Here is a 22,791-nt window from a genome sequence, read left to right as displayed (position 1 = left end):
AGAATGCGCCTAGCCTACCAGTACCGTCTAAGACCAACCAAACAACAAATAGCCACTTTTGAAAACTGGCTTGAATTGTGCCGTCGTCAATATAACTACAGGTTGGCAGAACGGTTTAACTGGTGGGAGCAAAATCGCTGTAACGTTGACCGATGCTCTATTATTTCTTGTGGTATTGCACCACTAAAAGACAAACCCAGTTATTACAGTCAGAAACGCGATTTAACCAACACCAAAGCCTTGTTCTCTGACTATAAAGAAATCCCCTCGCACACCCTACAAGATGTAATAGCAAGGGTAGAGAAAACGTTTGACCGTTGGCTGAAGGGAGATAGTAAGGGTTTTAAGTCTGGTCGTCCCCGGTTCAAAGGCAAAGGGCGCTATCATTCATTGGCATTTCCTGACCCCATCAAACCAGAACACTTAACGGGTAAATTTATTCAGTTACCCAAAATTGGCAAGGTCAAAATGATTTTGCATCGCCCTATTCCTGACGGTTTCAAAATCAAAACCGCCACAATTACCTGTAAAGCTGACAATTGGTATATCAGTCTTAGCTTAGAAGATGTAACCGTGCCTAGTACTAAAGTTGATGTCATCCCCGCACTGGATAACACACTCGGTATTGACATGGGACTGAAATCATTTTTGGTGACGAATGACAAACAGGAAGTACAAATCCCTCGACATTATCGCAAATCTGAAAAGAAATTAAAGCGGTTGCAGCGTCAATTATCCCGTAGAAAGAAAGGGTCAAAACGTCGTCAAAAATCTATTAAGCGTGTTGCAAAATCTCATTTAAAAGTTGCTAATCAACGTAAAGATTTTCATTATAAAACTGCCTTATGTTTACTTAAGCAATCCCAGGTTATTGCACATGAAAACTTAAATATCAAGGGACTAGCAAAATCAATGCTAGCGAAATCTGTAAATGATGCTGGATGGGGTCAATTTCTACAAATTCTGAACATCAAGGCTGCAAGTGCTGGGTGTTTGATAGTAGCGGTAAATCCCAACGGCACAAGTCAAGAATGCTCTGATTGTGGCGCGACAGTCCCAAAAACACTGGCTGACCGATGGCACAGTTGCCAGTGCGGTGCTAGTTACGACCGTGACCACAACGCAGCGCGAAATATAAAACATAGGGCGGTGGGGCATCCTGTCCTTTCAAAAGCTAGGGAAATGTCCAACCCGTTGGGGGGAGTCACCTAGAAGCCCTCGCCGTCCCGGAGGGCGGCGCAGGGAGTATGTCACGGAACCTTTGCAAGCTCCTCTGGAGAGAGTTCATAGATATTCTTATCTAAATCTAAGGGTTCACCAGGATGGATTTTGTTCCCCAATTCCTAATCCCCAGTTCCCAGCCCCTTTTACTTCAAAGTTCACAACTTATAGTGATATGTGTTTAGACAAAATCAAAGCCACGGCTAAAATCTGAAATTGAAACTCCTTGAACAACCGCGATTAAGTCGTTGTTAAAAGATATCCCTGTCCCCACGGCATTATTAATAGAGATACTACCCAAGCTAAAGGTAGATTCAGGTAGTTCAATAAAGTCTTGGCTGATATTGAAGCCAGTAATCAAGGCGTAGTCACTATTGTTGCCATTATCATAGAAAATTTCATTACCTGCTCCCAGGACGAAGGTATCGCTATTAGCCCCACCAGTTAAGGTATCGACTTCGTTAACAATCGATCCAAATCCTGGGGCAAAAGGTTCAACGCCGATCAGGCGATCGCTCCCATCACCACCTGATAAAGAGTCGTTTCCAGCTCCACCAATCAATAAGTCCGTGCCAGTTTCACCAGTAAGGGTGTCATTTCCAACTCCAGTCCCACCAAATACGGTGTCGTTACCAGCCTCACCCTGAACAAGATCATTGCCTGCATCACCATTGAGTTGGTCGTTCCTCCCGCCACCTGATACCGTGTCATTCCCATTACCCGCAAAAACTCGATCATTTCCAGCGTCGCCAGAAATTACGTCGGCGCCATCAGAGCCATTGAGGATGTCATCTCCATCATTACCATTAATGGTGTCATTCCCTGCATCACCGAAGATGCGGTCATTGTCATTGTTACCAATGATGCGGTCATTGCCGTCCCCCCCATTGATCACGTCAACCCCATCGTCGCCATCAATGGAGTCGTTCCCAGCATCTCCAAATACTAGATCGTCGCCATCCCCACCATCAATTGTGTCGTTTCCTGCTCCACCAACGATCAGGTCTTCGCCATCGTTACCAAAGATTTCGTCGTCACCGGCTAAGGATACAATAGTATCGTCATCATCCAAAGCATCAATGCGATCGCTGCCAATAGTGCCAGCAAGAAAATCGTCCTCATTTGTACCAATAATATCCATGTGTTTTTTCCTTTCAACTTTCAGGAATGATCTTAAAAGGCATCAGTATTATTTGGGCAAGGATCTCTCAACTGACAACTCTGGAAAAAAAGCCACCCTCTACTCTGGGGCGGCAAAACTTATATATTTAGATAGCTACGGTACTTAATTAAGCATCGTAGTAGAGGTAAAACTCGTAGGGATGAGGGCGCAGCTGTAACTGCTTAACTTCGTTACCTAGCTTGTAGTCAATCCAATTTTCGATAAAGTCTTCCGTGAATACGCCTGATTCGGTCAAGAAGGCGTGATCTTTTTCTAGTGCTTGCAACGCCAGTTCTAAAGAACCTGGAGTTGAAGGAACCTTTGCCAGTTCTTCTGGAGAGAGTTCATAGATATTCTTATCTAAGGGTTCACCAGGATGGATTTTGTTCTTGATGCCATCAAGACCAGCACAAAGCATTGCAGCAAATGCCAAGTAGGGGTTAGAAGTAGCATCTGGACAACGGAATTCTAAACGCTTGGCTTTGGGGTTAGTGCCAGATAAAGGAATACGGATAGAAGCAGAACGGTTCCCTTGGGAGTAAGCTAAGTTTACTGGTGCTTCATAACCAGGTACTAGGCGCTTATATGAGTTGGTGCTAGGGTTGGTAATTGCCAACAGCGCTGGTGCGTGTTTGAGAAGACCACCAATGTAGTGCAATGCCATGTCGCTCAAACCAGCATACTTATCACCTGCAAACAGAGGTTGTCCGTCTTTCCAGATGGATTGGTGGCAGTGCATTCCAGAACCGTTGTCGCCAAAAATCGGTTTTGGCATGAAGGTGACGGTTTTGCCGTGTTTTTTGGCAACGTTCTTGATGACATATTTGTAAATCATCAACCAGTCAGCCGCTTCGATCAATTTGCCAAAGCGGAAACCTAGTTCGCACTGACCACCAGTGGCTACTTCGTGGTGATGCTTTTCAATGGGTACACCTAATTGTGCCATCGTCAACAGCATCTCTGTACGGATATCTTGGAAAGAATCCGTCGGTGAGACTGGGAAGTAACCTTCTTTGAAGCGTGGTTTGTAACCTAAGTTGGGTTTGTTCTCTGTACCAGCTTTACCGGAATTCCAAGCACCTTCTTCGGAGTCTAAGAAGTAGTAGCCTTCGTTAGCGGTTTGGGCAAACCTAGCATTGTCAAAGATAAAGAACTCAGCTTCAGGGCCAAAGAAGGCTGTGTCACCAACACCAGTGGAAACCAGGTAATCTATTGCTTTTTGGGCAATAACGCGTGGGCAACGATTGTACCATTCACCCGTGCGAGGTTCCTTAATACTACAAATTATACTTAGCGTTGGGACTTCCATGAATGGGTCGATCCAAGCAGTGTTGGGGTCGAGTACCATCGTCATATCTGATTCGTTGATTGCTTTCCAACCCCGAATGCTGGAACCGTCAAAAGGTACGCCATCAGTAAATGCAGTCTCATCGATTTGGTTCTGGTACAGTGTGAGGTGCTGCCAAGTCCCTACTGTATCGATGAATTTGAGATCAATCAGTTCAATTTTTTCATCTTGAATTCTTTTCAAGACTTCTTGGGGTGTTGTCATTGTTACTCCTTCTCTACCAATTTCCTAAAGTAAACCAGAATCTTACATTGCATCCTAACCCTGCTGATCTCAATCAGGCCGTGACACACCAGAAATATCTTAAATACTAGACATTAGCTGATTTTGTAGCTTCTGTAACAGATATCTAGATTATCAGGTTATATTAACCTTTCAGGGATCATCTGTACAAAACTGGAAAGTTCATCATATAGGGGTCAACTTTGGCATAGAATCCATAGATAGTGGATAAATTGTTTTTGTGCCGAATCTATTTTTAATAGCACAAAAATTTACTGGTGCATAAGTGCAGCCAAATAAATATCAAACCATAAATAGTAATGATTGGGAGAAGAAGGAATGCGCGATGCGGTAACAAGTTTAATTAAGAATTATGACTTAGCTGGCCGGTATTTTGACCGGAATGCGATCGATAGCCTGAAGTCTTACTTTGACAGTGGTACAGCACGAGTACAAGCGGCAGCAGCGATAAATACTAATGCAGCTGCACTTGTCAAGCAAGCTGGTTTAAAGTTATTTGAAGAACTGCCAGAATTGATTCGCCCCGGTGGAAATGCTTATACAACTCGTCGTTATGCAGCTTGTCTGCGGGATATGGACTACTATCTGCGCTATGCCACCTATGCGTTAGTTGCCGGAAACACAAATGTATTGGATGAGCGTGTGCTACAAGGGCTACGGGAAACTTACAATTCTTTAGGAGTACCTATTGGGCCTACGGTTCGCGGTATCCAAATTCTCAAGGATCTGATTAAGGAACAGGTGGCAACAGCAGGTGTAGTTAATACTACTTTTGTGGATGAACCATTTGATCACATCACACGCGAGTTGAGCGAACAGGATATTTAGCATCTAGCCCTAGCAATTAGAAATCGCGGAACTATACAAATAAAGTTCCCGTAAGTGGGCCTAACACGTATCGCACTTTGACTTGATTGGCAAGGTGCGTTTACTTTTATTAATGCAAAAAACTATTTCTTGTGTGACAAATTAATTAGTACTACAAGTAGAATAAGTACTGGAAAAATTTTATACCTGCTCTTATGATATTTATTATTGATATAAATAATTCTTGCCAATAGTTCTATGAGTATTAATGATCTAGAATTTCTGCACGGTGCGGCTTTTCTTCGACTCCTCAAAGGAACATCTTATATCTCTATCAGTTATTTATCTTATATTCATTCATCTCTCTATACAATAAAAAGCTCAAACCAAGAATCAGCTATTTTATTTAAAATATCAAAAAAGCCTACTTCTTCATGGTCATTTAGCTTCAGTTCGCAGGAAGAAAATGCATTAACAAAATTTCGTGAAGCTTATCCGGATATCAAACTTTTTATAGCATTAATTTGTCATCGGGATGGCGTTTGTTGTCTATCAGAACAACAACTATGGACAATTATTGATCCTAGTGAGGGTTTAGCCAAGCAGCGTGTTTCTATTAAAAGAGAACTAAGAGGAAGTTATTATGTTAAAGGTACGGGGAGAGTTCCCTTGGAACAGACAATCCCTCAAAATAATTGGCCTGAAGTAATTTTATCAACATCAAATAACCTATGATACCCACTCAGATTAAAACTAATGGCGACTGTATTGACAGATTAATTAAGAGATTAGAGAAAAAAATCGGAGAAAGAGAAGCGAATCAACTTAAAGAAACTGCTATTGAAATTGTCCAAAATTGTGTCAGAGTTTATTCAGAGAATTTTGGGAATGGTGATGTAGGGAAAAATAGTACAGGTTTAGTGAGTCAACCTTATAAAGGAATAGATGCTATTCCTAATGGGACAACTGGACTTATTTATGGTCGAGTTCAAAGTGGTAAAACTAACACAACTATTGCAACCCTAGCACTGGCTCATGAAAACAATTTTCGCTGTTTTATTATTTTAACCTCTGATAATACATGGTTAGGAAAACAAACGGCTAATCGTTTTAATAATCAAGTTCAAGCAGGTCCTGTTTTCTTTGATTGGGAAGCATGGAAAAAAGACCCTGATGGTTTTGCAAAAACTAAAGTTGCACCCTATATCAAAGATACAGGTGTTGTTTTAGTTTCTACAAAAAACGGTCATCACTTAGATAATTTATTAAAAGTTTTAAAAGCAGCAAAAATAAAATATGTTCCTACTTTGATTTTTGATGATGAAGCGGATAACGCTAGTTTAAATACGAATGAATCTAAACAAGCTAAAAAAGGAAAAGATACGATTGATGATAGTAAAATTTTTGAGACGATAGGTAAAATTCGTCAAGAGGTTGCTAATCATATTTATATTCAAATCACAGCGACTCCTCAAAGTTTATTATTACAAAAGCTCTCTCAGCCTTGTAAGCCACAATTTTGTGCCGCACTACCAGAGCCGGGAGATAGTTATATGGGAGGTGAGTTATTTTTTGCTGAGAAAAGTAACTACTCTTGTATTGTAGATGCTGGAGAAATTAACGAACTTAAGAAACAAAAAGGTACAATAAATCCGGGGAATAAATGGATAATTCCTGAAGGATTACGACTTGCACTTTGTTGCTTCTTCTTAGGTTCAATCTACAAAATGTTATCTTCTGGCAAAGAAGATGATAAATATTCTTTTCTTGCTCATGTTTGTTATAAGCAAGATATTCATAGTGTATTAGAAAAAGTGATTAGTCAATTTGTAATTAATTTAGATCAAGCAATTAGAGAAAAAAGTTCAGATACAGAAAATAAACAAGCTCGGAAATGGTTAGATCAAGCTTACAAGGAGCTAAATAAAACTGCTGATAATTTACCTCCAATTATTGAACTTATAGATGAGCTAAAAGTTCAACTAAGACGTGCAATTCCTAAAATAATTAATGCAAATAATCCTGAGAAAGAGCCTAATTATAATCCTGGCATGAACATATTAATTGGGGGTAATAGATTAGGAAGAGGTGTAACAATTGAAGGTTTAATGGTAACTTATTATGGACGAGATGCAAAACAAAAAGTAATGGATACAGTTCATCAACATGCTCGAATGTATGGTTATCGTTCACAACTAAAAGATGTAACTCGCCTCTTTTTACCAGAACATATACTAGACGCTTTTCGTTCTATTCACGAAGCAGATGAAGCGATGCGGCAAGCAATTGGAGATGATATTCATAATATCAAACTACAACCTGTTTGGATAGGGGGAAATCTTAAACCAACTCGTTCTAATGTTTTAGATCCTTCAGTAATTGATGTATTAGTACCAGGTTCATTAGTTTTTCCTCAAAACCCAGCCTATAAAAAAGATGAAATCGAGGATAATTTCAAAGAAATTGAGGAACTTTTAGTAAACTACCAAGACAATAATCAATATTATGAAGTTGATATAGAACTTATCATTAAAATACTCAATTATACAAGAAGTCATTATGTTTTATCGGAAAAATGGGAAGATAAACGTATTATCAAAGGATTAACAGATATAAAATCAAAGGGTATGACAAAGGGTCGTTTAAATGTTCGTAGAGGTGAAAGAAATAATAATCAAGGATTAGATATGACCAGAAAAGACCCTTTTGAGTGGATGTTTGGCTTCGGCTCAGGTAGGTGGTCATTAGAGGCTAAAGAAAAATATCCCGATGTGCCAACGTTAATTATTTGCTATCAAAAAGGTGAAAAAAGCAAGAAATGGGATGGTCATCCTATATATCTACCTATGTTAGTTTTACCTAAACAAAAATTTGTTTTAATGTTTAATTATGATGAGGATGAATAGGTGATATTTTAAATTTGCGATCGCACCTTTGGAAAATAATTTTTTTAGATTAAATCTGTGTTTTTGAAGCTATCTTTCGACTAATGCCAGCCAGAGACATCTACCACGCCGCAGTCATTAAAGCACTTATAGCAGATGGTTGGACAATAACCAACGATCCCTTATACCTTGCTTATGGGGGTAGAGAACTTTACGTAGATATTGGAGCAGAAAGAGTTACCATTGCTGCTGAGAGGGATAATCAAAAAATAGCTGTTGAAATCAAAAGTTTTCTGAGTCCTTCTCCCGTGAATGACCTTCAGGAAGCTGTGGGACAGTATGAAGTTTATCGTAGCGTGCTTAAAGAACTACAACCAAAACGCCAACTTTATTTAGCAGTTCCCAAGCGGGTTTACGAAGGTATATTTTCCGAACGCTTTGGTCAGCTAATTCTTAATAGTATAGGAATAAACCTAATTGTCTTTGACGAGCAACTAGAAAGGATTATCAGATGGATAAGCTAGCTCGGTATCGTAAAATTATTCGTCAGTTGATATTTGACTATGCTAGTCACAAACCTGCTAACGGTCAAATAGAGACAGAAGCAGTCATTGACTCGGAGCGAGACCACTACGAAGTGTTACATGTCGGTTGGGATGGAGTGCGCCGCGTACACGGTTCGGTGGTACATATAGACATTATTAATAATAAAGTGTGGATTCAATATGATGGTACTTCCCAGCCAGTAGCAGAGGCATTATTAGAAGCGGGTATTTTGCGCGAAGATATTGTCTTGGGTTTCCATCCGGCTGAACTACGGCAATACACTGATTTTGCTGTATCTTAATTATCTGAATATTGTGTATTCGCAAAGAATAATACATTAAGTAGCGATCGCTTCCAATAATCATTTTGTTTTGTGGATGCGCCCAGCCCCGAACCGACGCACATAGCGAAAACCAATACGCACAAACCAGATTTGTGCATCTGGGTAGCGAGTTTCAAGACGCTTCGAGGCATTTATTTCATCAGTATCCATTTCCCATGCACCTGTCTTGATGTCTTCGCTACAATCTTGCCATAATTATTTGCTTCGACTTGTGGGCGCACTTGAGAGTCGTAGATTTTATCACCGCGACGAGCAAATTCTTCTTTGCTGTAACGAGGTTGTCTTAATGGCATAATAAATATTCCGTAGTCTTAAACCACTGGTTAGGAAAGAAAAAGTCCTTTAGCGTCTATTTTAAGTTTAATAGTGTGAATTCTGACTGGCTAAGGAATGCGATCGCTCATAAATTAAACGCATTATTATCTTATCTGAACTAGAACCGCTATAAGCCACAATAGAAGTTGCCGAGGTTTGAGGCGCTGATTATGGAAGAATTATTAGCTCTGAAAGACTTGCTTGTTAAAGGCGATGTTCAAGGAGCATTGATTATAGTTGAAGAATTAACGGAAATGAGCCGAAATGACATCATCAAGACGATTCGTAGCTATGCAGTGATTTTGCTGTTGCATCTGATTAAACAACAAGCTGAAAATCGCACGACTCGCTCTTGGGAAGTCTCTATTCGGAATTCGGTTCGGGAAATTCAACGGGAAAATAAGCGGCGTAAAGCGGGGGGTTATTATCTCACGCCAGAAGAATTGTTAGAAATTTTAGCAGAAGCCTATTTAAATGCCATTGATGAGGCTTCCTTACAAGTAGAAGAAGGTCGTTATGAAGCTCAAGAATTAGAAAAACTTGTTAATCAAGAAGAAATTATTAATCGTGCTTTGACTTTAATTTTACCAGGGTAAGCGCATCTAATTTTGTAGCTCTTGATACAGACAAAAAGCTTAAAACTCTATCTGAATATCAGTTTTTCATTCAAAATAGGACAAATTGTCGTAAATGATTGAAAAAACATGGGTCAAATAGCTTTTTATGTTTTTTGACCACATAAATACGAAAATGTCAATCCCACCCCTTGGCTCAGTGTAGTAATTTTGAACTTATTTGTGCTTTGGTTGAACCCCAAAACCACCGTGTCAATAGGGTTTGAGATGCGCTAACCCTGTTAATTTTACCAGGATCTAGTTAATTGGCTAAACAGAGACTCGATACATTATTAGTAGAGTTAAATTTATGTTCTTCTCGCGCTTTAGCACAACGGCTAATTCAGGCGGGGGAAGTTACTGTTAATCAGCAGCTAGTTGATAAACCTGGTACAGAAGTTGATATTACTGCTCAAATAAATATTAAAGAGCGATCGCCTTTTGTTTCTAGAGGTGGTGAAAAACTCTCCAAAGCCTTATCAGTATTTGCCATTCCCGTAGCAAAGCGCATTTGTTTAGATGGTGGGATTTCTACTGGTGGTTTTACTGATTGTCTCTTACAAGCTGGAGCAAAACAAGTTTACGGAATTGATGTTGGTTACGGACAAGTTGATTGGCGGTTGCGAAATGATTCGCGGGTGATTTTACGGGAACGCACCAACTTACGGCAACTACGACCAGATGAGCTATATGGCGAAAATGACCCGATTCCTGATTTGGCGGTGGTTGATGTATCGTTTATTTCTTTAACAAAAATTCTGCCTGCTTTGTGGCAACTAACTCAAGCTAACCGTGAAGCTGTGTTGTTAGTCAAGCCACAGTTTGAAGTCGGCAGATCCCGTGTGGGTAAAAAAGGTGTTGTGCGCGATCCAAACGACCAAGCTGATGCCATTTTCCAGGTGTTGCAAACAGCCTACGAATTAGGATGGAAATATAAAGGCTTAACTTGGTCGCCGATCACTGGCCCTGCTGGGAATATTGAGTATCTTTTGTGGTTGGGAATGGAAAGTGAAACGCCACCACCTGATTTAGAAGCAATTAAGCAAATAACGCAATCAGCAACAACTGATTTACGGAAGAATTAAAGGTCGTAGATTAGACATTCTACGGATTCAGGATGGCGATCGCAATAATTATCCAAAGAAGTTTTCTTTGATTTTGCTTGCTGTTGATCGGCTTTTTCAGCTTGTAATTCTTCCACAATGTCCCAGGCTACGGCACAACCAGCAGAATCACTGCCATCTAGCTCACAAGTTGTACGCGCTTCACTAATGGCTTGAGTAATAGCTTCTTCAAGATTTGTCGCGCCAGCAGTTTCAAATGAGTTTAGGGTAGTTGTCATGATACTTTTACCTTTAATTTACAGAGATAGATATTAACTGTGAGCTTTCAATGACCCCAAAAAGCTCACTCTCCGGGTGAGGCTCCTGCATCGCTAACGCCAGTCCCTCTTTGTTGGAGCAACAACACCGAGCTGGCTCACATTTCCAGTTTAGATAGGCTTCCCACCAGAGGTGGTGGTAAACACCGCCATCTTTTTAGCTAATTTGAGTGGGAATTACCCTCTTGTCATCTTTGATTCAAAAAGGTAAATAAATTCCACTAGTTGTGGTAACAAGCAGAGATGGTCATGTTCTCAATCTTGCATCCCAAATTGGGAATGTCACTCAATTGTCAGAAGAGTTTGATAGAAGTTGATAAACACTTATAAATAGTAACAAAGGCGAAATAATTTTTATTTATTCTCAACACTTCCGTCTGTAGTAACTCAAAACTCCCTAAAGCACTGCTCATCTGTACAACTACCCAATTCATCAGGTGTACTGTCTCTAAGCAGCTACACTTACATAAGTACCAATACGATTATTTTTTAACTAAAGTATATTTTTTGATTGCTCAAGTAGAGTAAATACTGATAAAACATAAAAGAATAAAGTTTTAATAACAATATGTTAAAGTATACTCTGGGCGCTACTGGTATCGGACTGATAGCCTTAATCATGGGAGAAGTTATAATTCCCCAGCAGGCTGCTGCTATATCTTTGTACTCTATTACCGATCTTGGTTCCTTAAACCCTACTGCTACTGGCTTTGATGCTTTTAGTGCAGCATACGGCATTAACAATGCTGGTCAAGTAGTTGGTAACTCAATTCTTCCTAGTACTGATGTTTTCCGCTCTAACGCCTTTCGCACGGCTCCTAACAGTGCAATTAATCCAGCAACTGACGACTTAGGAACTTTAGGTGGTAATTCAAGCACTGGCTACGCAATCAATGACTTTGGTCAAGTGGTCGGTGAGTCAAAGAAGTCTGTATATGGATCTGATTATGCTTTTCTCTGGAGTGATGCTACTGGAATGCAAAATCTAGGAACCCTTGGAGGAGAATCCAGCGTCGCTTATGCTATCAATAACTTAGGACAGGTCGTTGGCTCGGCAGAAACGAAGGAAGGAGACTTCCACGCCTTTTTCTACAATGGGAGTGGAGGATTACAAGACCTGACCACCCTTGCAGGATTAAGCTCTGCAAGGGATATTAACGACTCAGGACAAATAGTTGGCTCTGCACAAACTCAGTCAGGACAAAATCACCCTTTCCTCTACAGCAGGAGTGGAGGATTACAGGACTTAGGCACACTTGGGGGTGACGAAGGTGTAGCTTATGCTATCAATAACTTAGGACAGGTCGTTGGTAGGGCAGACATTGGAGCAACTTTTGAACCAGATGATCCAGAAGAAGGCCCTAGTAATGTTAGCCACGCCTTCTTTTACAGTGGGAGTGGAACACTGCAAGACTTAGGTACACTTGGGGGACCAAACAGTGAGGCTACTGATATTAATGATTTTGGGCAAATAGTTGGTAATGCAGGCTCTCCCTTCTTCTATAGTGACGGTAAAATGAGTAATTTAAACGACCTCATTCCTGCTAATTCTGGTTGGCTTCTTGGAAGCGCAGATGGGATCAACAACTCTGGACAAATTGTGGGTACAGGTACTATTCAAGACCCTGAACGTAATTACCCTGTTCATGCTTTTCTTTTGACACCTGTTTTGGAACCGACTTCTGTTCCCGAACCCTCAATCATATTGGGTTCATTGACGGCTAGTGCTTTTGGTATAGTCTTAGGCAAAAAATCTAAGCAGCAACGCAAAGCTAAAGGCATAGTCTAGGCTCACAACTTCGACTATTTTATAACTGCCGTGTCAGCGAACTTGATACGGTAGTTTTTACATTAAGTTTTTCTGAGCGACCATCAACCTGTAAATTTCACCGTGCTTATTCTTCTGTGTGAATTGGGGTAAGACTTGTCTTGTTTTTTTTTAAGTTAAATATTTTACCTCCTGATTAATTTGAGCCAACAGAAACTTTTCAGAACACAACTCAAAAATCTCAATACTTTATGCCTAACTCTTGTCGCAAGCGATACAGAATTGTATTTTGGTCAACTTGAGAGAGAATTTCTTGAATGACGCTGCTAGCGCCCAACTGTCCCCAAGTGCAGCCTTTTTCGAGATACACCTGAGCGGCTTTGCCAACGGAGTATGCACCATAACCAGCGATACCAGCTTGAGCGATCGCACTGCCAGCAAAGGCAGTAATATTGCTGGGATTGTCAGCACTGGTTATTGCAGCAGTACTTTTACCCAAGCCCAAAAGGAAACTACTACCTAATTCTCCCAGTAGCAAGCCACCAGAACTAAATAAAATCGTTTTTAAAATTTTCCCGGCTTCGTAGCTAGTCATCGGCAAACCATACAATCTAGCTAGGGCGCGAATTAAAGCCAAATCCGCAACAGTTCCGCCAAGGATATCTAAGAATGCGATGGGATTGAGCATTACTGCCAAAGCTTTGTATTTGGTAAATTGCCAAATGATATCTTCAGCTTCTTGTTCGCGTAAGTCGATGGTTTTTTGAGCGATCGCGGCTTCTGCATCCCGTGCTTGGATGAGTGCATTTAAAGCCAGAAGCGATCGCCCTTCTCGATTGAGAATATTCAGAATTGTTTCTTTGAGTTCGTCTACTTGCGGTGGCGGTGTCTCCCATTCATAACTGACACGACCATCAGGCCATTCAACCCGTACTTCCATTGGCGCTGGTTCCGCCGCCACCATAACAATTTCATCAGGTAATAGAGGTTTCGCTTGAGGATTCCCAGCGCCTAGTTGTTGCAAATTTTGGTAAATCACTCCCTGGTCTGTATCTGGGTAAAGGTCTATTTTGTTAAATACTAAAATCAGGGGTTTTTGCGATCGCCGCAATTCCAGCAGTGCTTGATACTCAGTGCGTGTGATATCACCAGACACGACAAACAAAATCAAATCAGCCTGATGCACGACTTCTCGCGCCATGTCTGCCCGTGACTCACCCTCAATTTCATCTAATCCGGGGGTATCAATTAATTCTACTAACACCTTACCCCCTGGCTGCCAACGGACGGAACGGGGCCATTGAGTGACACCGTTCAGGGGCCCCGTTTGCAGAATCTTCTCTCCCAGTAAGGCATTTAGAACTGCTGACTTACCACGACTTACCAAACCGAAGGCAGCAATTCTAATAATATTAGAATCTAGCTTGTTGAGTGTGGAATTCAAAGCTTCCAATTCTGGTTTCAACAAACCTGCCAATTCCGGGTTGGATGAAAGCTGTCCTGACTTACGAAGATATCCATACCAAGACAGCGCTTGTCTGAGACTGGCGCGGGCACGATTTAAATGAGTTTCTTGCAGATTTCGCACGAAGTTAGGTTGATTCAAGGTTGGACAAACAACAGGCTACATATCCATTTTGATCTAATTCCAAGACTGTTAACCTGTTTTGTCTTTCTTAGGCAATTATTTTGATGATTTACATACCTTTTAATGCAATGTCCATTCAGAACGTAGGATCATGTTCATTATCCCAACACTTGTGATCGCGCCAGTTTCTCCCAGTATGTTCGCATTCAGATGCATTATCTATCCAAGGAATCGATGTAGAGTGGTGCGAGGTTCCAATGAAAGCGAATAAGCTGCCAGTTAATAAGGGCAATAATAAGGATAAAATTATCAATGTACAAATCGGTAGAGCAATTAAATATCCAGTGAGCAGCATAATATTACGATAAGTCCAAAAAACTGTGCCTAATTTATTATTTTTTTGGCTAGTTTTTAAGCTAATTGTTAAATTCAAGAAAAGCATAATGCAACCCTATTAACGCCTGTTTATATAGCAATCCCATTTGATTTTCCAAAGCCAACCTGACTGAGAGCTAGCCGGATTAGGTTTTGGCTCTCAGTATATTTAGCAAAAATCAAATACTACTCCCATATATATACGGATTTTTGCGTAAGAATATTATTGAAGCTATATACTTTAATGTCAAAGGTGGAAGCGACGACTTTTAGAAGTTCTAATTTATGGGCACTAACAAATATTTTTAATGAAAATATATTGAAGTTTTAGCAATCGCCCTTGCGTGAATTCTGAGGAATTTAATTCATAGCCTTCCACCGTCGATGCTGGATTGTTGTATTGCGATCGCTTCTAGGTAAACTGTAAATTTTAGTTCCTACCGCAGACTTTCAGCCCTGAAAGCATGATTTCGGACTCGCTGTTCACTGTATCCCTAATTTGGTTAGCAAAATTTTGCGTGATGCTAGCGGTATAGAAGTAGCGTTAATTGTTTTTTATGCTTAGAGACGATAAATCTGAAACTTCACAAAGGCTAGCTCAATGCTACTTGTAGAAAGTTTTGCCTTCATTGATAATCCCCAACTCTTGCAGTGTGTCATTAATGGCATCTACTACCCCCACATCTTGTGGAGTAGCTTTACCATTTAATACTCAACGCAAAGATAAATAAAAGCTCAGTTGTCCGAAAGCAAGGTCATCAGATTTTTCACCACCTTTGATTATCTTTTGGGCATATTCGTTCACCTTGGTTTCAATAAAATTCGTTAATTCCATAAATGTTTCTAAGATAGCTATGTGTTTTGAATGGTTTTGCTTGTAGCAAGTGACATGTAAATAAACAGCAAAAATGCTGTTTATTTACACTCACACATTATCTGAGAATTGTGACAAAAATGCAAGCACAGTTAAGACAATTAACACAAAATTAAGTATAATTAACGTGTAATTTAATACAAAAATATGTCAAAAAAAGAATTTATATGTTAGCGTGGTGCATTATTTATTAAGGCACCCAGATGATCAGCGTAGGATTGGGATAATTTTGTACTGGAAATACTATCTATTGACTTAGAAACACTAGAAAGTTGTAAATATCGTTCAAAAGCTTTAATCTACAGCGTTTTGTCGTTGATGCTGTAAAAACCACTTATACAACTCTGGATTATTATATGTCTGCGTCCACGAGTCGTGCTTGGCTTCTGGGTAAACTGTAAATTTCACATTTCCGTCGCGGGCTTTGAGTGCAGAAACCATGATTTCAGACTCGCTTAAGGGAACTACATTATCTTTGGCTCCGTGAAATGCCCACACAGGAAGATTTTTCAGATTACGTGTAGCTTATGGATTACCACCGCCACAGATAGGCGCGATCGCAGCGTGCATAACGGGCAATATTTGCATAGTAACCATCATTATGAAAAATTTGGTAAGACTGCTCGTGTATCCTACCAGGTAAAATATCTTGAAAAGGTATAGTAGACCATATTGGCATCCATACTCCTGTAACGATCGCCACTTGCTCTGCAACTTTGCTAAAAGGGTTACGTCGGCTCAACTCTGCAAAATATGGTGCTAATTCATTTTTATAAAATTCTACTTTGGTTTTTAACGGCTCTACATTGCGCCCTTTAACAAGTTCTAAAATTTTATTTTTAATTTCTGGAGTACTCAAATATCCCAAATATTTAGTAGTTGTGACATTTGCCATTACCGTTTATCCTGGGAAGATTTCCAGATTTTGATTGCAATAGACTAACTTGCTCAAAGAAGACAGATACGGGGACGCAAAGAAATAACTCTCCCTATCCCTGTTTCCCCGTGTCTCTTTAGTGAAGGGCTACTACCAAATCCGATTTCCATTTTCGTCAACTCGTGCTGCCCGAATTACGTCAGAAATCTCTTCAGCATCTTTAACGTGGTGGAGTGCTTTTTTTGTGCCATCGGGTTCATCTACAACGAAATAAGTTGGCACTGTGATTTTGTCACCTGTAATATCTGGTACATCATCTACAGCTACCTGTTTAGCCTTTTCTTCAACAGATTGAGACTCATCAGCAATTCTATCTCCTGGATTTGCTGTTAAGTTTCTTTCATTGACGTTTGGTTCTTGGCGCAAATGTGTATCCTCAGCGACTGGTTGATTAATTTGGTTTTCTTGATTTTTATCAGTCATGGCTTTTCTAGGTATTGAAAATACTAGCTTTACTAAATAACATTCTAAAAAGTCGAGGATACAAAGAGTTCTTTCTCTGGAGAGACTTTCAGAAGAACACGTCTTAGGTTAGATATTTACTCTGATAAATTTACTTCTTTAGTTGAAATGGGGTATATTTTCCCCCCAATGCTTCTACAATTGTACGAGTATTCGCTTCCATCATTTTAATATACGAATCTCCTGGACTTCCCTTAGCGCCAATTGAATCAGAATACAGTTGATTTGGTGCTAATTTCACACCTGCTTCTTGGGCAACAGTTTTAATTAAAGCTGGGTTAATTGTAGTCTCAGCAAAAATTGCCGAAACTCCTATTTTTTTAATTGACTCTACCAATCGCTGAACTGTTTGAGCGCTTGGTTGTTCTTCAGTACTGATACCAATTAAAGTACCTGCGATCGCAATTCCATAAGCACGTCCATAATATTGAAATGCATCATGAATTGTTACCAGTTTGCGCTTATCTGTAGGGATAGTTTGAATCTGTTGATTAATCCAGCTATGCAACTGTTTTAATTCATTAGTAAGGTGCGATGCTTTTTGAGTAAATTTTTCTCTATCTTCAGGTGATTGCTTAATCAAAGCATCTCGTATTACATTTGTCATGGCGATCGCATTTTCTGCACTACCCCAAACGTGCGGATCTGGCACAACTTCTCCTTTGCCTTTATCAAGCTGCAAAGATTTCACAGCTTCCCCTACAGCTAACTTTTGCGCCTTATCACCAGAAGCATTCATCAATTTAATCAGCCCCGGTTCCAGGTTATAGCCGTTATACAAAATCAAGTCAGCTTCTTCCAAAACCCTGCTGTCTGCTGGTACTGGTTCGTAAACATGGGGATCAGTACCCGGTTTCAAGATTCCACTTAGTTGAATCTCGTCTCCTGCAACCTCTTGTGCCAAATCAGCAATGATGGTACTTGTTGCAACCACTCGTGGCTTATCTCCCTTGGCAGTGTTGGAGTTAGAGTCTTTCTGGGTACAACTGAATAAAGCCAAAGGCACAAGCATTCCCAAGCAAAGCCGCAAAAGAATTTTTCCCTTCATTCTGCTGATTATTCCTTTGCTGTAAGGATTACTGCCGTCTATCTCTAGTATTAGTTTCATTTATCTTGGATATTACATCTAATTATAGATTTTTTCATATTTCTCTCATTTTTGTAGTAAGCTCAAGAAATAAATATTTAAACGTGATTATGAAAAATGTCTCTTTTCCTGCAAAATTGGGTCTATTCCAGACAAAAATAGAGGAAATGCCTGCAAAAACTATCAAAGCTTTTGACACGAGTTCCAAAGCAGCAATTAGCATTGCCCATTTAGGGGTATACTACCGGACACAAGAAGCCTTAAGGGACGTTAACTGCATCGTCAAACCGGGAAAACTGACGGGTATTTTTGGCCCTAACGGTGCAGGCAAAAGTACGCTGATGAAAGCAATGTTAGGCTTGGTTCCTGTTAGTAGTGGTACGGTGCTATGCGAAGGCAAACCCTTGATGCAACAACTAGAGAAAGTTGCTTATGTACCACAACGTAGCCAAATTGACTGGACTTACCCCGCCACAGTCTGGGATGTAGTAATGATGGGACGGGTAAAGAAAACAGGCTGGTTGCGTAGCTTCTCAACAGTTAGCCGCCAAGTAGCGAAAAATGCCATAGAAAGAGTTGGGATGAGCGAATATTGCGATCGCCCCATTGGACAATTATCAGGAGGACAACAACAACGGGTATTTTTAGCCCGTGCTTTAACACAGCAAGCAGAAATCTTCTGCTTTGATGAACCTCTAGTAGGCATTGATCAAAAAACCCAAGCAGTGATTTTTGAAGTCTTTCATGAACTCGCCGCCAATAATAAAATCGTGCTAGTAGTCAACCACGACTTAGGGGAATCAATCACCCATTTTGATGATTTAATATTACTAAATCGTGAATTAGTCGCCACAGGTTCACGCCAACAAGTACTTACACAAGAGAATTTAAATCTTGCTTATGGTGGAAAAGTAATGTACTTTTCAGATGCTGCCTAAATACTTCCTAATTAAATAGAGTTTATGTTACAAGCATTAATTGAGCCGTTGCAATACGGCTTTATGCAGCGATCCCTCGTGATTGCGATTTTAGTTGGGATGTTGTGTGCAGTTGTAGGTAGCTACCTAATGGTGCAGCGACTAGCCTTGCTGGGTGATGCCATCAGTCACTCAGTTTTGCCAGGACTAGCGATCGCTTTTATGGTAGGAGCAAATATATATATTGGCGCATTTATAGCCGGAGTTTTGAGTACAATGGCGATCGCTTGGATTAGAGTGCGATCGCCAATTAAAGAAGATGCGGCAATGGGCATAGTTTTTTCAGCATTCTTCGCCCTTGGTATCACCCTAATTACTGTTATTCAAAAAGATAACAAAATCGACCTTAACCACTTTCTTTTCGGTAACATTCTCGGTGTTACTATTGATGAAGTGCGGGATACTGCTATTATTGCCACTATTGTTTTAATAGTTGTTCTCTTATTATATAAAGAGCTTTTATTTTACACATTTGATCCTTTAGGCGCTCAAGCCGCAGGTTTGCCCGTCAATCGGCTAAACTTTGGACTGATGGTGCTAATAGCTTTAACAATAGTCGCCAGCATGAAAGCTGTTGGTGTCATTTTAGTATTATCACTTTTGATTACACCAGGAGCTACCGCCTATTTATTAGTTAAGCGCCTCAACTATGTAATGATTTTGGGTGCAGTAATTGGCGTAATTTCTAGTATTAGTGGTATGTATCTTAGCTACTTTTATAACTTGCCCTCTGGGCCTGCGATCGTTTTAGTAGTATCAGGATTCTTTATTTTGGCGTTGTTATTCAGTCCTAAATACGGTATTTTTACCTTGAGTAGCAGAAAGCTCACATCATAATCTTTGAATTACGGTGATTTTCCGGCGTATAGTATTACTATTTGATTTTTGAACGAAATTAAGTATTGTAGAGTGTGTTAGAACGGAGTTCGTAACGCACTATAATCACGGGTTTGATGTGTTACGCTGTCGCTAACACATCCTACGTATATTTTCAGAAATCAAACCTGATTCCTATATATCTATCTGCTTTGGTTCAGGTGTATTGCCACAGATAGGTGGAGAAAAAACTGAGTCGTTGTCGGATGTGTCTGAGCGAAATTATGACGCTGGGTATCGGACATTTAGGCTACCGTCGAAGGTATAACATCGGTGATTACACCTTTTTTTGAAAGCGGCTTTCCATGAAATCGGCATTTAATTTTAAGATTCCTTAGACCGCCAGTTATTTTTATCGCTTCGGCATCATCTATTACTGTGAACCAACTTTTATTTTCTAGCTTTGTATTTTTCATGAAGATTATCCGTTAGAGAATCCTGAGATATTACCATTTTTTTTTGGAAATTACGCACGAATTCGCCCCGGCTACTGCCACGCCCCAATTAATCTCAGCACCTCACCACCGCGATTTTTGACTTCCGCCTTGCTGTACTACTGATTCGCTTGCGATCGCAAACTTTCTAACGCCTTCTGCAAAAACTTACCCCATTCTGCTGCCAAAGGGATTTCTGTAAACGGAACCCGTACTGAATCAGTAGATTCTGAAAATAGAAATTCTAACTCTATAGAACGACCTTTTTCTGGTATATTTTCTAAGTCTACTTTTTTATCATCTACTAAAAGAGATACTTCTTTCACATCAAGCAAAGAGAATGTTTCTAGTTTAATAGGCCCTTTAGGCGTGGGTTTTCCCCAAGTTAGATTGTTGCCTTTTTGACCTAATACAGCGTAGATATCATACTTAGCCCGTTCAAATTGCTCTGCCCAAGCGCGATAGGCTTCAACTTTTTGATATTCCTTCGAGCCTTGCCAAGCCAACCAGAAAAACATTACTAATAACGGCAACCATAAAAGACCACGTTCCATCGTTTAAAAAATTCCTGAGTGAAACTTGTAACTAAAAGTGCAAAATCCACCACTAAAGGATAGAGATAAGTTATGGTAGTGAGCAAACTGGCAAAAAGCGGTGATGAGTTAATATGAGAAAACTTATATTATTGTGCTTGTTTGTCATTGGGCTAGGATCTGCCATATTCGGTTTCCTGAATTTTCAGGGATTGGCAGCTAAAGGAGAGTTTGAGACGATTTTGCTTGATTTTCGGGAAGATATTCCATCACTGGTTGTGGAACAGGATTTGCAAGCGATCGCCAAACAATACAACGTTACACCCCAATTAGACAACAAGTTTTCCAAAAAAGATAATGTCTATATTATCAAGGGCGATCGTCAACGGCTCAAAGAACTGAAAAAATCTCAGTTTGCCCAAGCTACAGAATTCATTGAACCAAACTATATCTATAACAAGATTCCTCAACCGGGTAAGGCAGCAAGGCTGGGAGAATTTTTGAGACCCCAAGAAGATGACGATGAGACAACTCCCTCATTAACTGGCCCCAATGACCAATATTACAGCAAGCAGTGGAACTTGCACAAAATCGGTATTGAAGGCGCATGGAGTCAAACTAAAGGCAGTGGCATCACAGTCGCAGTTATCGACACTGGTATTACCAAGGTGCGCGACTTATATGAGACAAAATTCGTCAAAGGCTATGATTTCGTTAACGACCGAGAAGAAGCCACAGACGATAATGGTCACGGTACTCATGTTGCCGGAACTATAGCTCAAGCTACAAATAACAAATATGGTGTAGCTGGAATTGCTTACGAAGCCAGTCTGATGCCGCTAAAGGTACTTAGTTCTTATGGTGGCGGTACTGTTGCCGATATTGCCGAAGCGATTAAATTTGCTGCTGATAAAGGCGCAGATGTGATTAATATGAGCTTAGGCGGCGGCGGTGAAAGCAAGTTGATGAAAGAAGCGATCGAGTATGCCCATAGAAAAGGCGTAGTTATCATTGCCGCAGCCGGAAATGAAAATGCCAATGGGGCGAGCTATCCAGCCCGCTATCCTTACGTCGTCGGCGTTTCCGCAACTGGCCCAGATGGTGAAAGAGCGCCCTACTCTAACTTTGGTGCTGGGGTAGATATCTCTGCTCCTGGTGGTAGCGAAGCTGGTAAGATTCTCCAAGAAACTATCGACGAAAAGGGCGAAGGGGTATTTCTGGGCTTCCAGGGTACAAGCATGGCTGCTCCCCACGTTGCTGGTGTTGCGGCATTAATTAAAGCTGCTGGCATCAAAGAACCAGATGAAGTCTTAAAAGTTCTCAAACAATCAGCGCGAGTTATCCAGGATGATGGTTTGAACTATTATGGCGCTGGACAACTCAATGCAGAAGCAGCAGTCAAACTAGCCTTTAGCGGGCAAATCAGTTTTCCAGATTTCTTTCGCTGGTTACGAGATAACGGCTATCTTAACCCCGGCTTTTGGATTGATGGTGGTGCAGTAGCACTGTTACCCAAAGTTTTAATGGTAGTTGGTTCCTATCTGCTAGCTTGGTTTTTACGGGTTTACTTCCCCTTCACTTGGAGTTGGTCTTTATTTAGTGGACTAATCGCTGGTAGTTCTGGGTTATTCTTCCTCAAAGGAATCTATATTTTTGATCTTCCCCAATGGCCTTTCCGGGTTTTGGGCAGTTCAATTCCCGAACTAGGCAATACTCTCCAGGGAACCCATGCATTGAACCCGCTATTTGCTAGCGTACTGATTCCCATTGTGTTAATGGCATTGCTGCTGGGACATCCTAGTTGGAGATGGTTTGCCATTGGTTCAACCTTAGGTGTAGCAGCGTGCTTGACAGTAAGTGCGTTTTTAGATCCCGCAGTTATGGGTTTGGGAAGTGGTTACTTAGCACGCCTCTTCCTCATCGCCAATGCCCTAATCTGTTATGGACTTGCTCGTTTAGCATTGAAAAACGAAGAAAAAATAGCATAAATGCAAAGTAGGGAATTGGGAATGGGG

At 40.5% G+C, this 22,791-nt stretch carries 24 protein-coding genes; 12 read left to right on the top strand and 12 right to left on the bottom strand.

From position 1 onward, the window contains the following. Nucleotides 1-3: 3 nt before the first annotated feature. Entirely contained in the window at nucleotides 4-1,212 is a 1,209-nt protein-coding gene (locus tag CDC33_RS07955) for an RNA-guided endonuclease InsQ/TnpB family protein (protein WP_109008026.1), read from the top strand. A 190-nt stretch (nucleotides 1,213-1,402) separates the two neighbouring features. Here CDC33_RS07955 and CDC33_RS07950 read toward each other — a convergent pair whose 3' ends face one another. Next, entirely contained in the window at nucleotides 1,403-2,362 is a 960-nt protein-coding gene (locus tag CDC33_RS07950; protein ID WP_109008025.1) for a calcium-binding protein, read from the bottom strand. Between the two features lie 148 nt (nucleotides 2,363-2,510). Further along, on the bottom strand, nucleotides 2,511-3,935 hold the full coding sequence (glnA, locus tag CDC33_RS07945; protein WP_109008024.1) for a type I glutamate--ammonia ligase: 1,425 nt from the start codon (nucleotides 3,933-3,935) through the stop codon (nucleotides 2,511-2,513). Nucleotides 3,936-4,292: 357 nt separating this feature from the next. On the opposite strand from glnA, the gene apcB reads away from it, so the two are divergent. From apcB to CDC33_RS07920, 5 genes are all read left to right on the top strand, one after another. Further along, on the top strand, nucleotides 4,293-4,802 hold the full coding sequence (gene apcB / locus CDC33_RS07940) for an allophycocyanin subunit beta (RefSeq protein ID WP_109008023.1): 510 nt from the start codon (nucleotides 4,293-4,295) through the stop codon (nucleotides 4,800-4,802). Nucleotides 4,803-5,039: 237 nt separating this feature from the next. After that, the gene (locus tag CDC33_RS07935) at nucleotides 5,040-5,516 is read left to right on the top strand and encodes a hypothetical protein (RefSeq protein WP_109008022.1); all 477 of its coding nucleotides are present in this window, start codon (nucleotides 5,040-5,042) and stop codon (nucleotides 5,514-5,516) included. Further along, nucleotides 5,513-7,687, top strand: coding sequence for a Z1 domain-containing protein (locus CDC33_RS07930; protein ID WP_109008021.1), 2,175 nt, complete (start codon nucleotides 5,513-5,515; stop codon nucleotides 7,685-7,687). The genes CDC33_RS07935 and CDC33_RS07930 overlap by 4 nt, the downstream gene beginning before the upstream one ends. 83 nt (nucleotides 7,688-7,770) lie before the next feature. After that, nucleotides 7,771-8,190 (top strand): element excision factor XisH family protein, encoded by a 420-nt coding sequence (locus CDC33_RS07925; protein WP_109008020.1) that lies wholly within the window; start codon nucleotides 7,771-7,773, stop codon nucleotides 8,188-8,190. After that, the gene (locus CDC33_RS07920) at nucleotides 8,178-8,513 is read left to right on the top strand and encodes a XisI protein (protein ID WP_109008019.1); all 336 of its coding nucleotides are present in this window, start codon (nucleotides 8,178-8,180) and stop codon (nucleotides 8,511-8,513) included. Before CDC33_RS07925 ends, CDC33_RS07920 begins: the two co-directional genes overlap by 13 nt. Before the next feature lie 60 nt (nucleotides 8,514-8,573). Here CDC33_RS07920 and CDC33_RS41605 read toward each other — a convergent pair whose 3' ends face one another. Beyond that, nucleotides 8,574-8,705 carry a hypothetical protein gene (locus tag CDC33_RS41605; protein WP_369694291.1) on the bottom strand — a complete coding sequence of 44 codons (132 nt, stop codon included), beginning with the start codon at nucleotides 8,703-8,705 and terminating at the stop codon, nucleotides 8,574-8,576. Continuing rightward, complete coding sequence (locus tag CDC33_RS41600; protein ID WP_369694290.1) at nucleotides 8,687-8,848, bottom strand: hypothetical protein; 162 nt, start codon at nucleotides 8,846-8,848, stop codon at nucleotides 8,687-8,689. The genes CDC33_RS41605 and CDC33_RS41600 overlap by 19 nt, the downstream gene beginning before the upstream one ends. A 192-nt stretch (nucleotides 8,849-9,040) precedes the next feature. Here CDC33_RS41600 and CDC33_RS07910 point away from each other — a divergent pair, with 192 nt between their 5' ends. Both CDC33_RS07910 and CDC33_RS07905 read left to right on the top strand, forming a co-directional pair. After that, a complete protein-coding gene (locus CDC33_RS07910; protein ID WP_109008018.1) occupies nucleotides 9,041-9,466 on the top strand; it encodes a DUF29 family protein in 426 nt (141 codons plus the stop codon). Nucleotides 9,467-9,750: 284 nt separating this feature from the next. After that, a complete protein-coding gene (locus CDC33_RS07905) occupies nucleotides 9,751-10,569 on the top strand; it encodes a TlyA family RNA methyltransferase (protein ID WP_109008017.1) in 819 nt (272 codons plus the stop codon). On the opposite strand, the gene CDC33_RS07900 is transcribed toward CDC33_RS07905, so the two are convergent. Further along, nucleotides 10,566-10,826: a Calvin cycle protein CP12 gene (locus CDC33_RS07900; protein ID WP_109008016.1), complete on the bottom strand. Its 261-nt coding sequence runs from the start codon at nucleotides 10,824-10,826 to the stop codon at nucleotides 10,566-10,568. The two genes, CDC33_RS07905 and CDC33_RS07900, sit on opposite strands and share 4 nt — an antisense overlap. Before the next feature lie 607 nt (nucleotides 10,827-11,433). Between CDC33_RS07900 and CDC33_RS07895 the strand changes: the two genes are divergently transcribed. Continuing rightward, nucleotides 11,434-12,654, top strand: a complete 1,221-nt coding sequence (locus CDC33_RS07895; protein ID WP_109008015.1) for a PEP-CTERM sorting domain-containing protein — start codon at nucleotides 11,434-11,436, stop codon at nucleotides 12,652-12,654. Nucleotides 12,655-12,874: 220 nt separating this feature from the next. Here the strand turns inward: CDC33_RS07895 and CDC33_RS07890 are convergent, their stop codons facing one another. The 6 genes from CDC33_RS07890 to CDC33_RS07860 all read right to left on the bottom strand — a co-directional run bounded on the left by CDC33_RS07890 (nucleotide 12,875) and on the right by CDC33_RS07860 (nucleotide 17,977). Next, nucleotides 12,875-14,221 (bottom strand): GTP-binding protein, encoded by a 1,347-nt coding sequence (locus CDC33_RS07890; protein WP_109012491.1) that lies wholly within the window; start codon nucleotides 14,219-14,221, stop codon nucleotides 12,875-12,877. A 1,087-nt stretch (nucleotides 14,222-15,308) separates the two neighbouring features. Continuing rightward, complete coding sequence (locus CDC33_RS41150) at nucleotides 15,309-15,431, bottom strand: hypothetical protein (RefSeq protein ID WP_280524396.1); 123 nt, start codon at nucleotides 15,429-15,431, stop codon at nucleotides 15,309-15,311. Nucleotides 15,432-15,764: 333 nt separating this feature from the next. Further along, nucleotides 15,765-15,983 carry a carboxylesterase family protein gene (locus CDC33_RS07875; protein ID WP_305778808.1) on the bottom strand — a complete coding sequence of 73 codons (219 nt, stop codon included), beginning with the start codon at nucleotides 15,981-15,983 and terminating at the stop codon, nucleotides 15,765-15,767. 19 nt (nucleotides 15,984-16,002) lie between these two features. Then, nucleotides 16,003-16,365 (bottom strand): hypothetical protein, encoded by a 363-nt coding sequence (locus CDC33_RS07870; protein ID WP_244919169.1) that lies wholly within the window; start codon nucleotides 16,363-16,365, stop codon nucleotides 16,003-16,005. A gap of 132 nt (nucleotides 16,366-16,497) precedes the next feature. Then, entirely contained in the window at nucleotides 16,498-16,830 is a 333-nt protein-coding gene (locus CDC33_RS07865) for a hypothetical protein (protein WP_109008014.1), read from the bottom strand. A 130-nt stretch (nucleotides 16,831-16,960) separates the two neighbouring features. Beyond that, nucleotides 16,961-17,977, bottom strand: coding sequence for a metal ABC transporter substrate-binding protein (locus CDC33_RS07860; RefSeq protein WP_109008013.1), 1,017 nt, complete (start codon nucleotides 17,975-17,977; stop codon nucleotides 16,961-16,963). Between the two features lie 146 nt (nucleotides 17,978-18,123). On the opposite strand from CDC33_RS07860, the gene CDC33_RS07855 reads away from it, so the two are divergent. Continuing rightward, nucleotides 18,124-18,894, top strand: a complete 771-nt coding sequence (locus tag CDC33_RS07855) for a metal ABC transporter ATP-binding protein (protein WP_109012490.1) — start codon at nucleotides 18,124-18,126, stop codon at nucleotides 18,892-18,894. A 24-nt stretch (nucleotides 18,895-18,918) separates the two neighbouring features. Continuing rightward, a complete protein-coding gene (locus CDC33_RS07850) occupies nucleotides 18,919-19,770 on the top strand; it encodes a metal ABC transporter permease (protein WP_181373931.1) in 852 nt (283 codons plus the stop codon). Nucleotides 19,771-20,362: 592 nt separating this feature from the next. Here CDC33_RS07850 and CDC33_RS07845 read toward each other — a convergent pair. After that, a complete protein-coding gene (locus tag CDC33_RS07845) occupies nucleotides 20,363-20,797 on the bottom strand; it encodes a hypothetical protein (RefSeq protein ID WP_109008011.1) in 435 nt (144 codons plus the stop codon). Between the two features lie 113 nt (nucleotides 20,798-20,910). Here CDC33_RS07845 and CDC33_RS07840 point away from each other — a divergent pair, with 113 nt between their 5' ends. Continuing rightward, complete coding sequence (locus CDC33_RS07840; protein ID WP_109008010.1) at nucleotides 20,911-22,764, top strand: S8 family peptidase; 1,854 nt, start codon at nucleotides 20,911-20,913, stop codon at nucleotides 22,762-22,764. The last annotated feature ends 27 nt before the right edge of the window (nucleotides 22,765-22,791 follow it).

Origin of the sequence: Nostoc commune NIES-4072, assembly GCF_003113895.1 — a bacterium.
In the GTDB taxonomy this organism is placed as follows: domain Bacteria; phylum Cyanobacteriota; class Cyanobacteriia; order Cyanobacteriales; family Nostocaceae; genus Nostoc; species Nostoc commune.
Note: the sequence above shows the minus strand (reverse complement) of the source record. Positions and strands in the feature narration are given on the sequence as shown.

What these genes read in the sequence shown, in the direction of transcription:
- CDC33_RS07955 (WP_109008026.1), top strand. Translation starts at nt 4, where the DNA reads ATGCGCCTAGCCTACCAGTACCGTCTAAGACCAACCAAACAACAAATA.
- CDC33_RS07950 (WP_109008025.1), bottom strand. Translation starts at nt 2,362, where the DNA reads ATGGATATTATTGGTACAAATGAGGACGATTTTCTTGCTGGCACTATT.
- glnA (WP_109008024.1), bottom strand. Translation starts at nt 3,935, where the DNA reads ATGACAACACCCCAAGAAGTCTTGAAAAGAATTCAAGATGAAAAAATT.
- apcB (WP_109008023.1), top strand. Translation starts at nt 4,293, where the DNA reads ATGCGCGATGCGGTAACAAGTTTAATTAAGAATTATGACTTAGCTGGC.
- CDC33_RS07935 (WP_109008022.1), top strand. Translation starts at nt 5,040, where the DNA reads ATGAGTATTAATGATCTAGAATTTCTGCACGGTGCGGCTTTTCTTCGA.
- CDC33_RS07930 (WP_109008021.1), top strand. Translation starts at nt 5,513, where the DNA reads ATGATACCCACTCAGATTAAAACTAATGGCGACTGTATTGACAGATTA.
- CDC33_RS07925 (WP_109008020.1), top strand. Translation starts at nt 7,771, where the DNA reads ATGCCAGCCAGAGACATCTACCACGCCGCAGTCATTAAAGCACTTATA.
- CDC33_RS07920 (WP_109008019.1), top strand. Translation starts at nt 8,178, where the DNA reads ATGGATAAGCTAGCTCGGTATCGTAAAATTATTCGTCAGTTGATATTT.
- CDC33_RS41605 (WP_369694291.1), bottom strand. Translation starts at nt 8,705, where the DNA reads ATGGATACTGATGAAATAAATGCCTCGAAGCGTCTTGAAACTCGCTAC.
- CDC33_RS41600 (WP_369694290.1), bottom strand. Translation starts at nt 8,848, where the DNA reads ATGCCATTAAGACAACCTCGTTACAGCAAAGAAGAATTTGCTCGTCGC.
- CDC33_RS07910 (WP_109008018.1), top strand. Translation starts at nt 9,041, where the DNA reads ATGGAAGAATTATTAGCTCTGAAAGACTTGCTTGTTAAAGGCGATGTT.
- CDC33_RS07900 (WP_109008016.1), bottom strand. Translation starts at nt 10,826, where the DNA reads ATGACAACTACCCTAAACTCATTTGAAACTGCTGGCGCGACAAATCTT.
- CDC33_RS07895 (WP_109008015.1), top strand. Translation starts at nt 11,434, where the DNA reads ATGTTAAAGTATACTCTGGGCGCTACTGGTATCGGACTGATAGCCTTA.
- CDC33_RS41150 (WP_280524396.1), bottom strand. Translation starts at nt 15,431, where the DNA reads ATGGAATTAACGAATTTTATTGAAACCAAGGTGAACGAATATGCCCAA.
- CDC33_RS07870 (WP_244919169.1), bottom strand. Translation starts at nt 16,365, where the DNA reads ATGGCAAATGTCACAACTACTAAATATTTGGGATATTTGAGTACTCCA.
- CDC33_RS07865 (WP_109008014.1), bottom strand. Translation starts at nt 16,830, where the DNA reads ATGACTGATAAAAATCAAGAAAACCAAATTAATCAACCAGTCGCTGAG.
- CDC33_RS07860 (WP_109008013.1), bottom strand. Translation starts at nt 17,977, where the DNA reads ATGAAACTAATACTAGAGATAGACGGCAGTAATCCTTACAGCAAAGGA.
- CDC33_RS07855 (WP_109012490.1), top strand. Translation starts at nt 18,124, where the DNA reads ATGCCTGCAAAAACTATCAAAGCTTTTGACACGAGTTCCAAAGCAGCA.
- CDC33_RS07850 (WP_181373931.1), top strand. Translation starts at nt 18,919, where the DNA reads ATGTTACAAGCATTAATTGAGCCGTTGCAATACGGCTTTATGCAGCGA.
- CDC33_RS07845 (WP_109008011.1), bottom strand. Translation starts at nt 20,797, where the DNA reads ATGGAACGTGGTCTTTTATGGTTGCCGTTATTAGTAATGTTTTTCTGG.
- CDC33_RS07840 (WP_109008010.1), top strand. Translation starts at nt 20,911, where the DNA reads ATGAGAAAACTTATATTATTGTGCTTGTTTGTCATTGGGCTAGGATCT.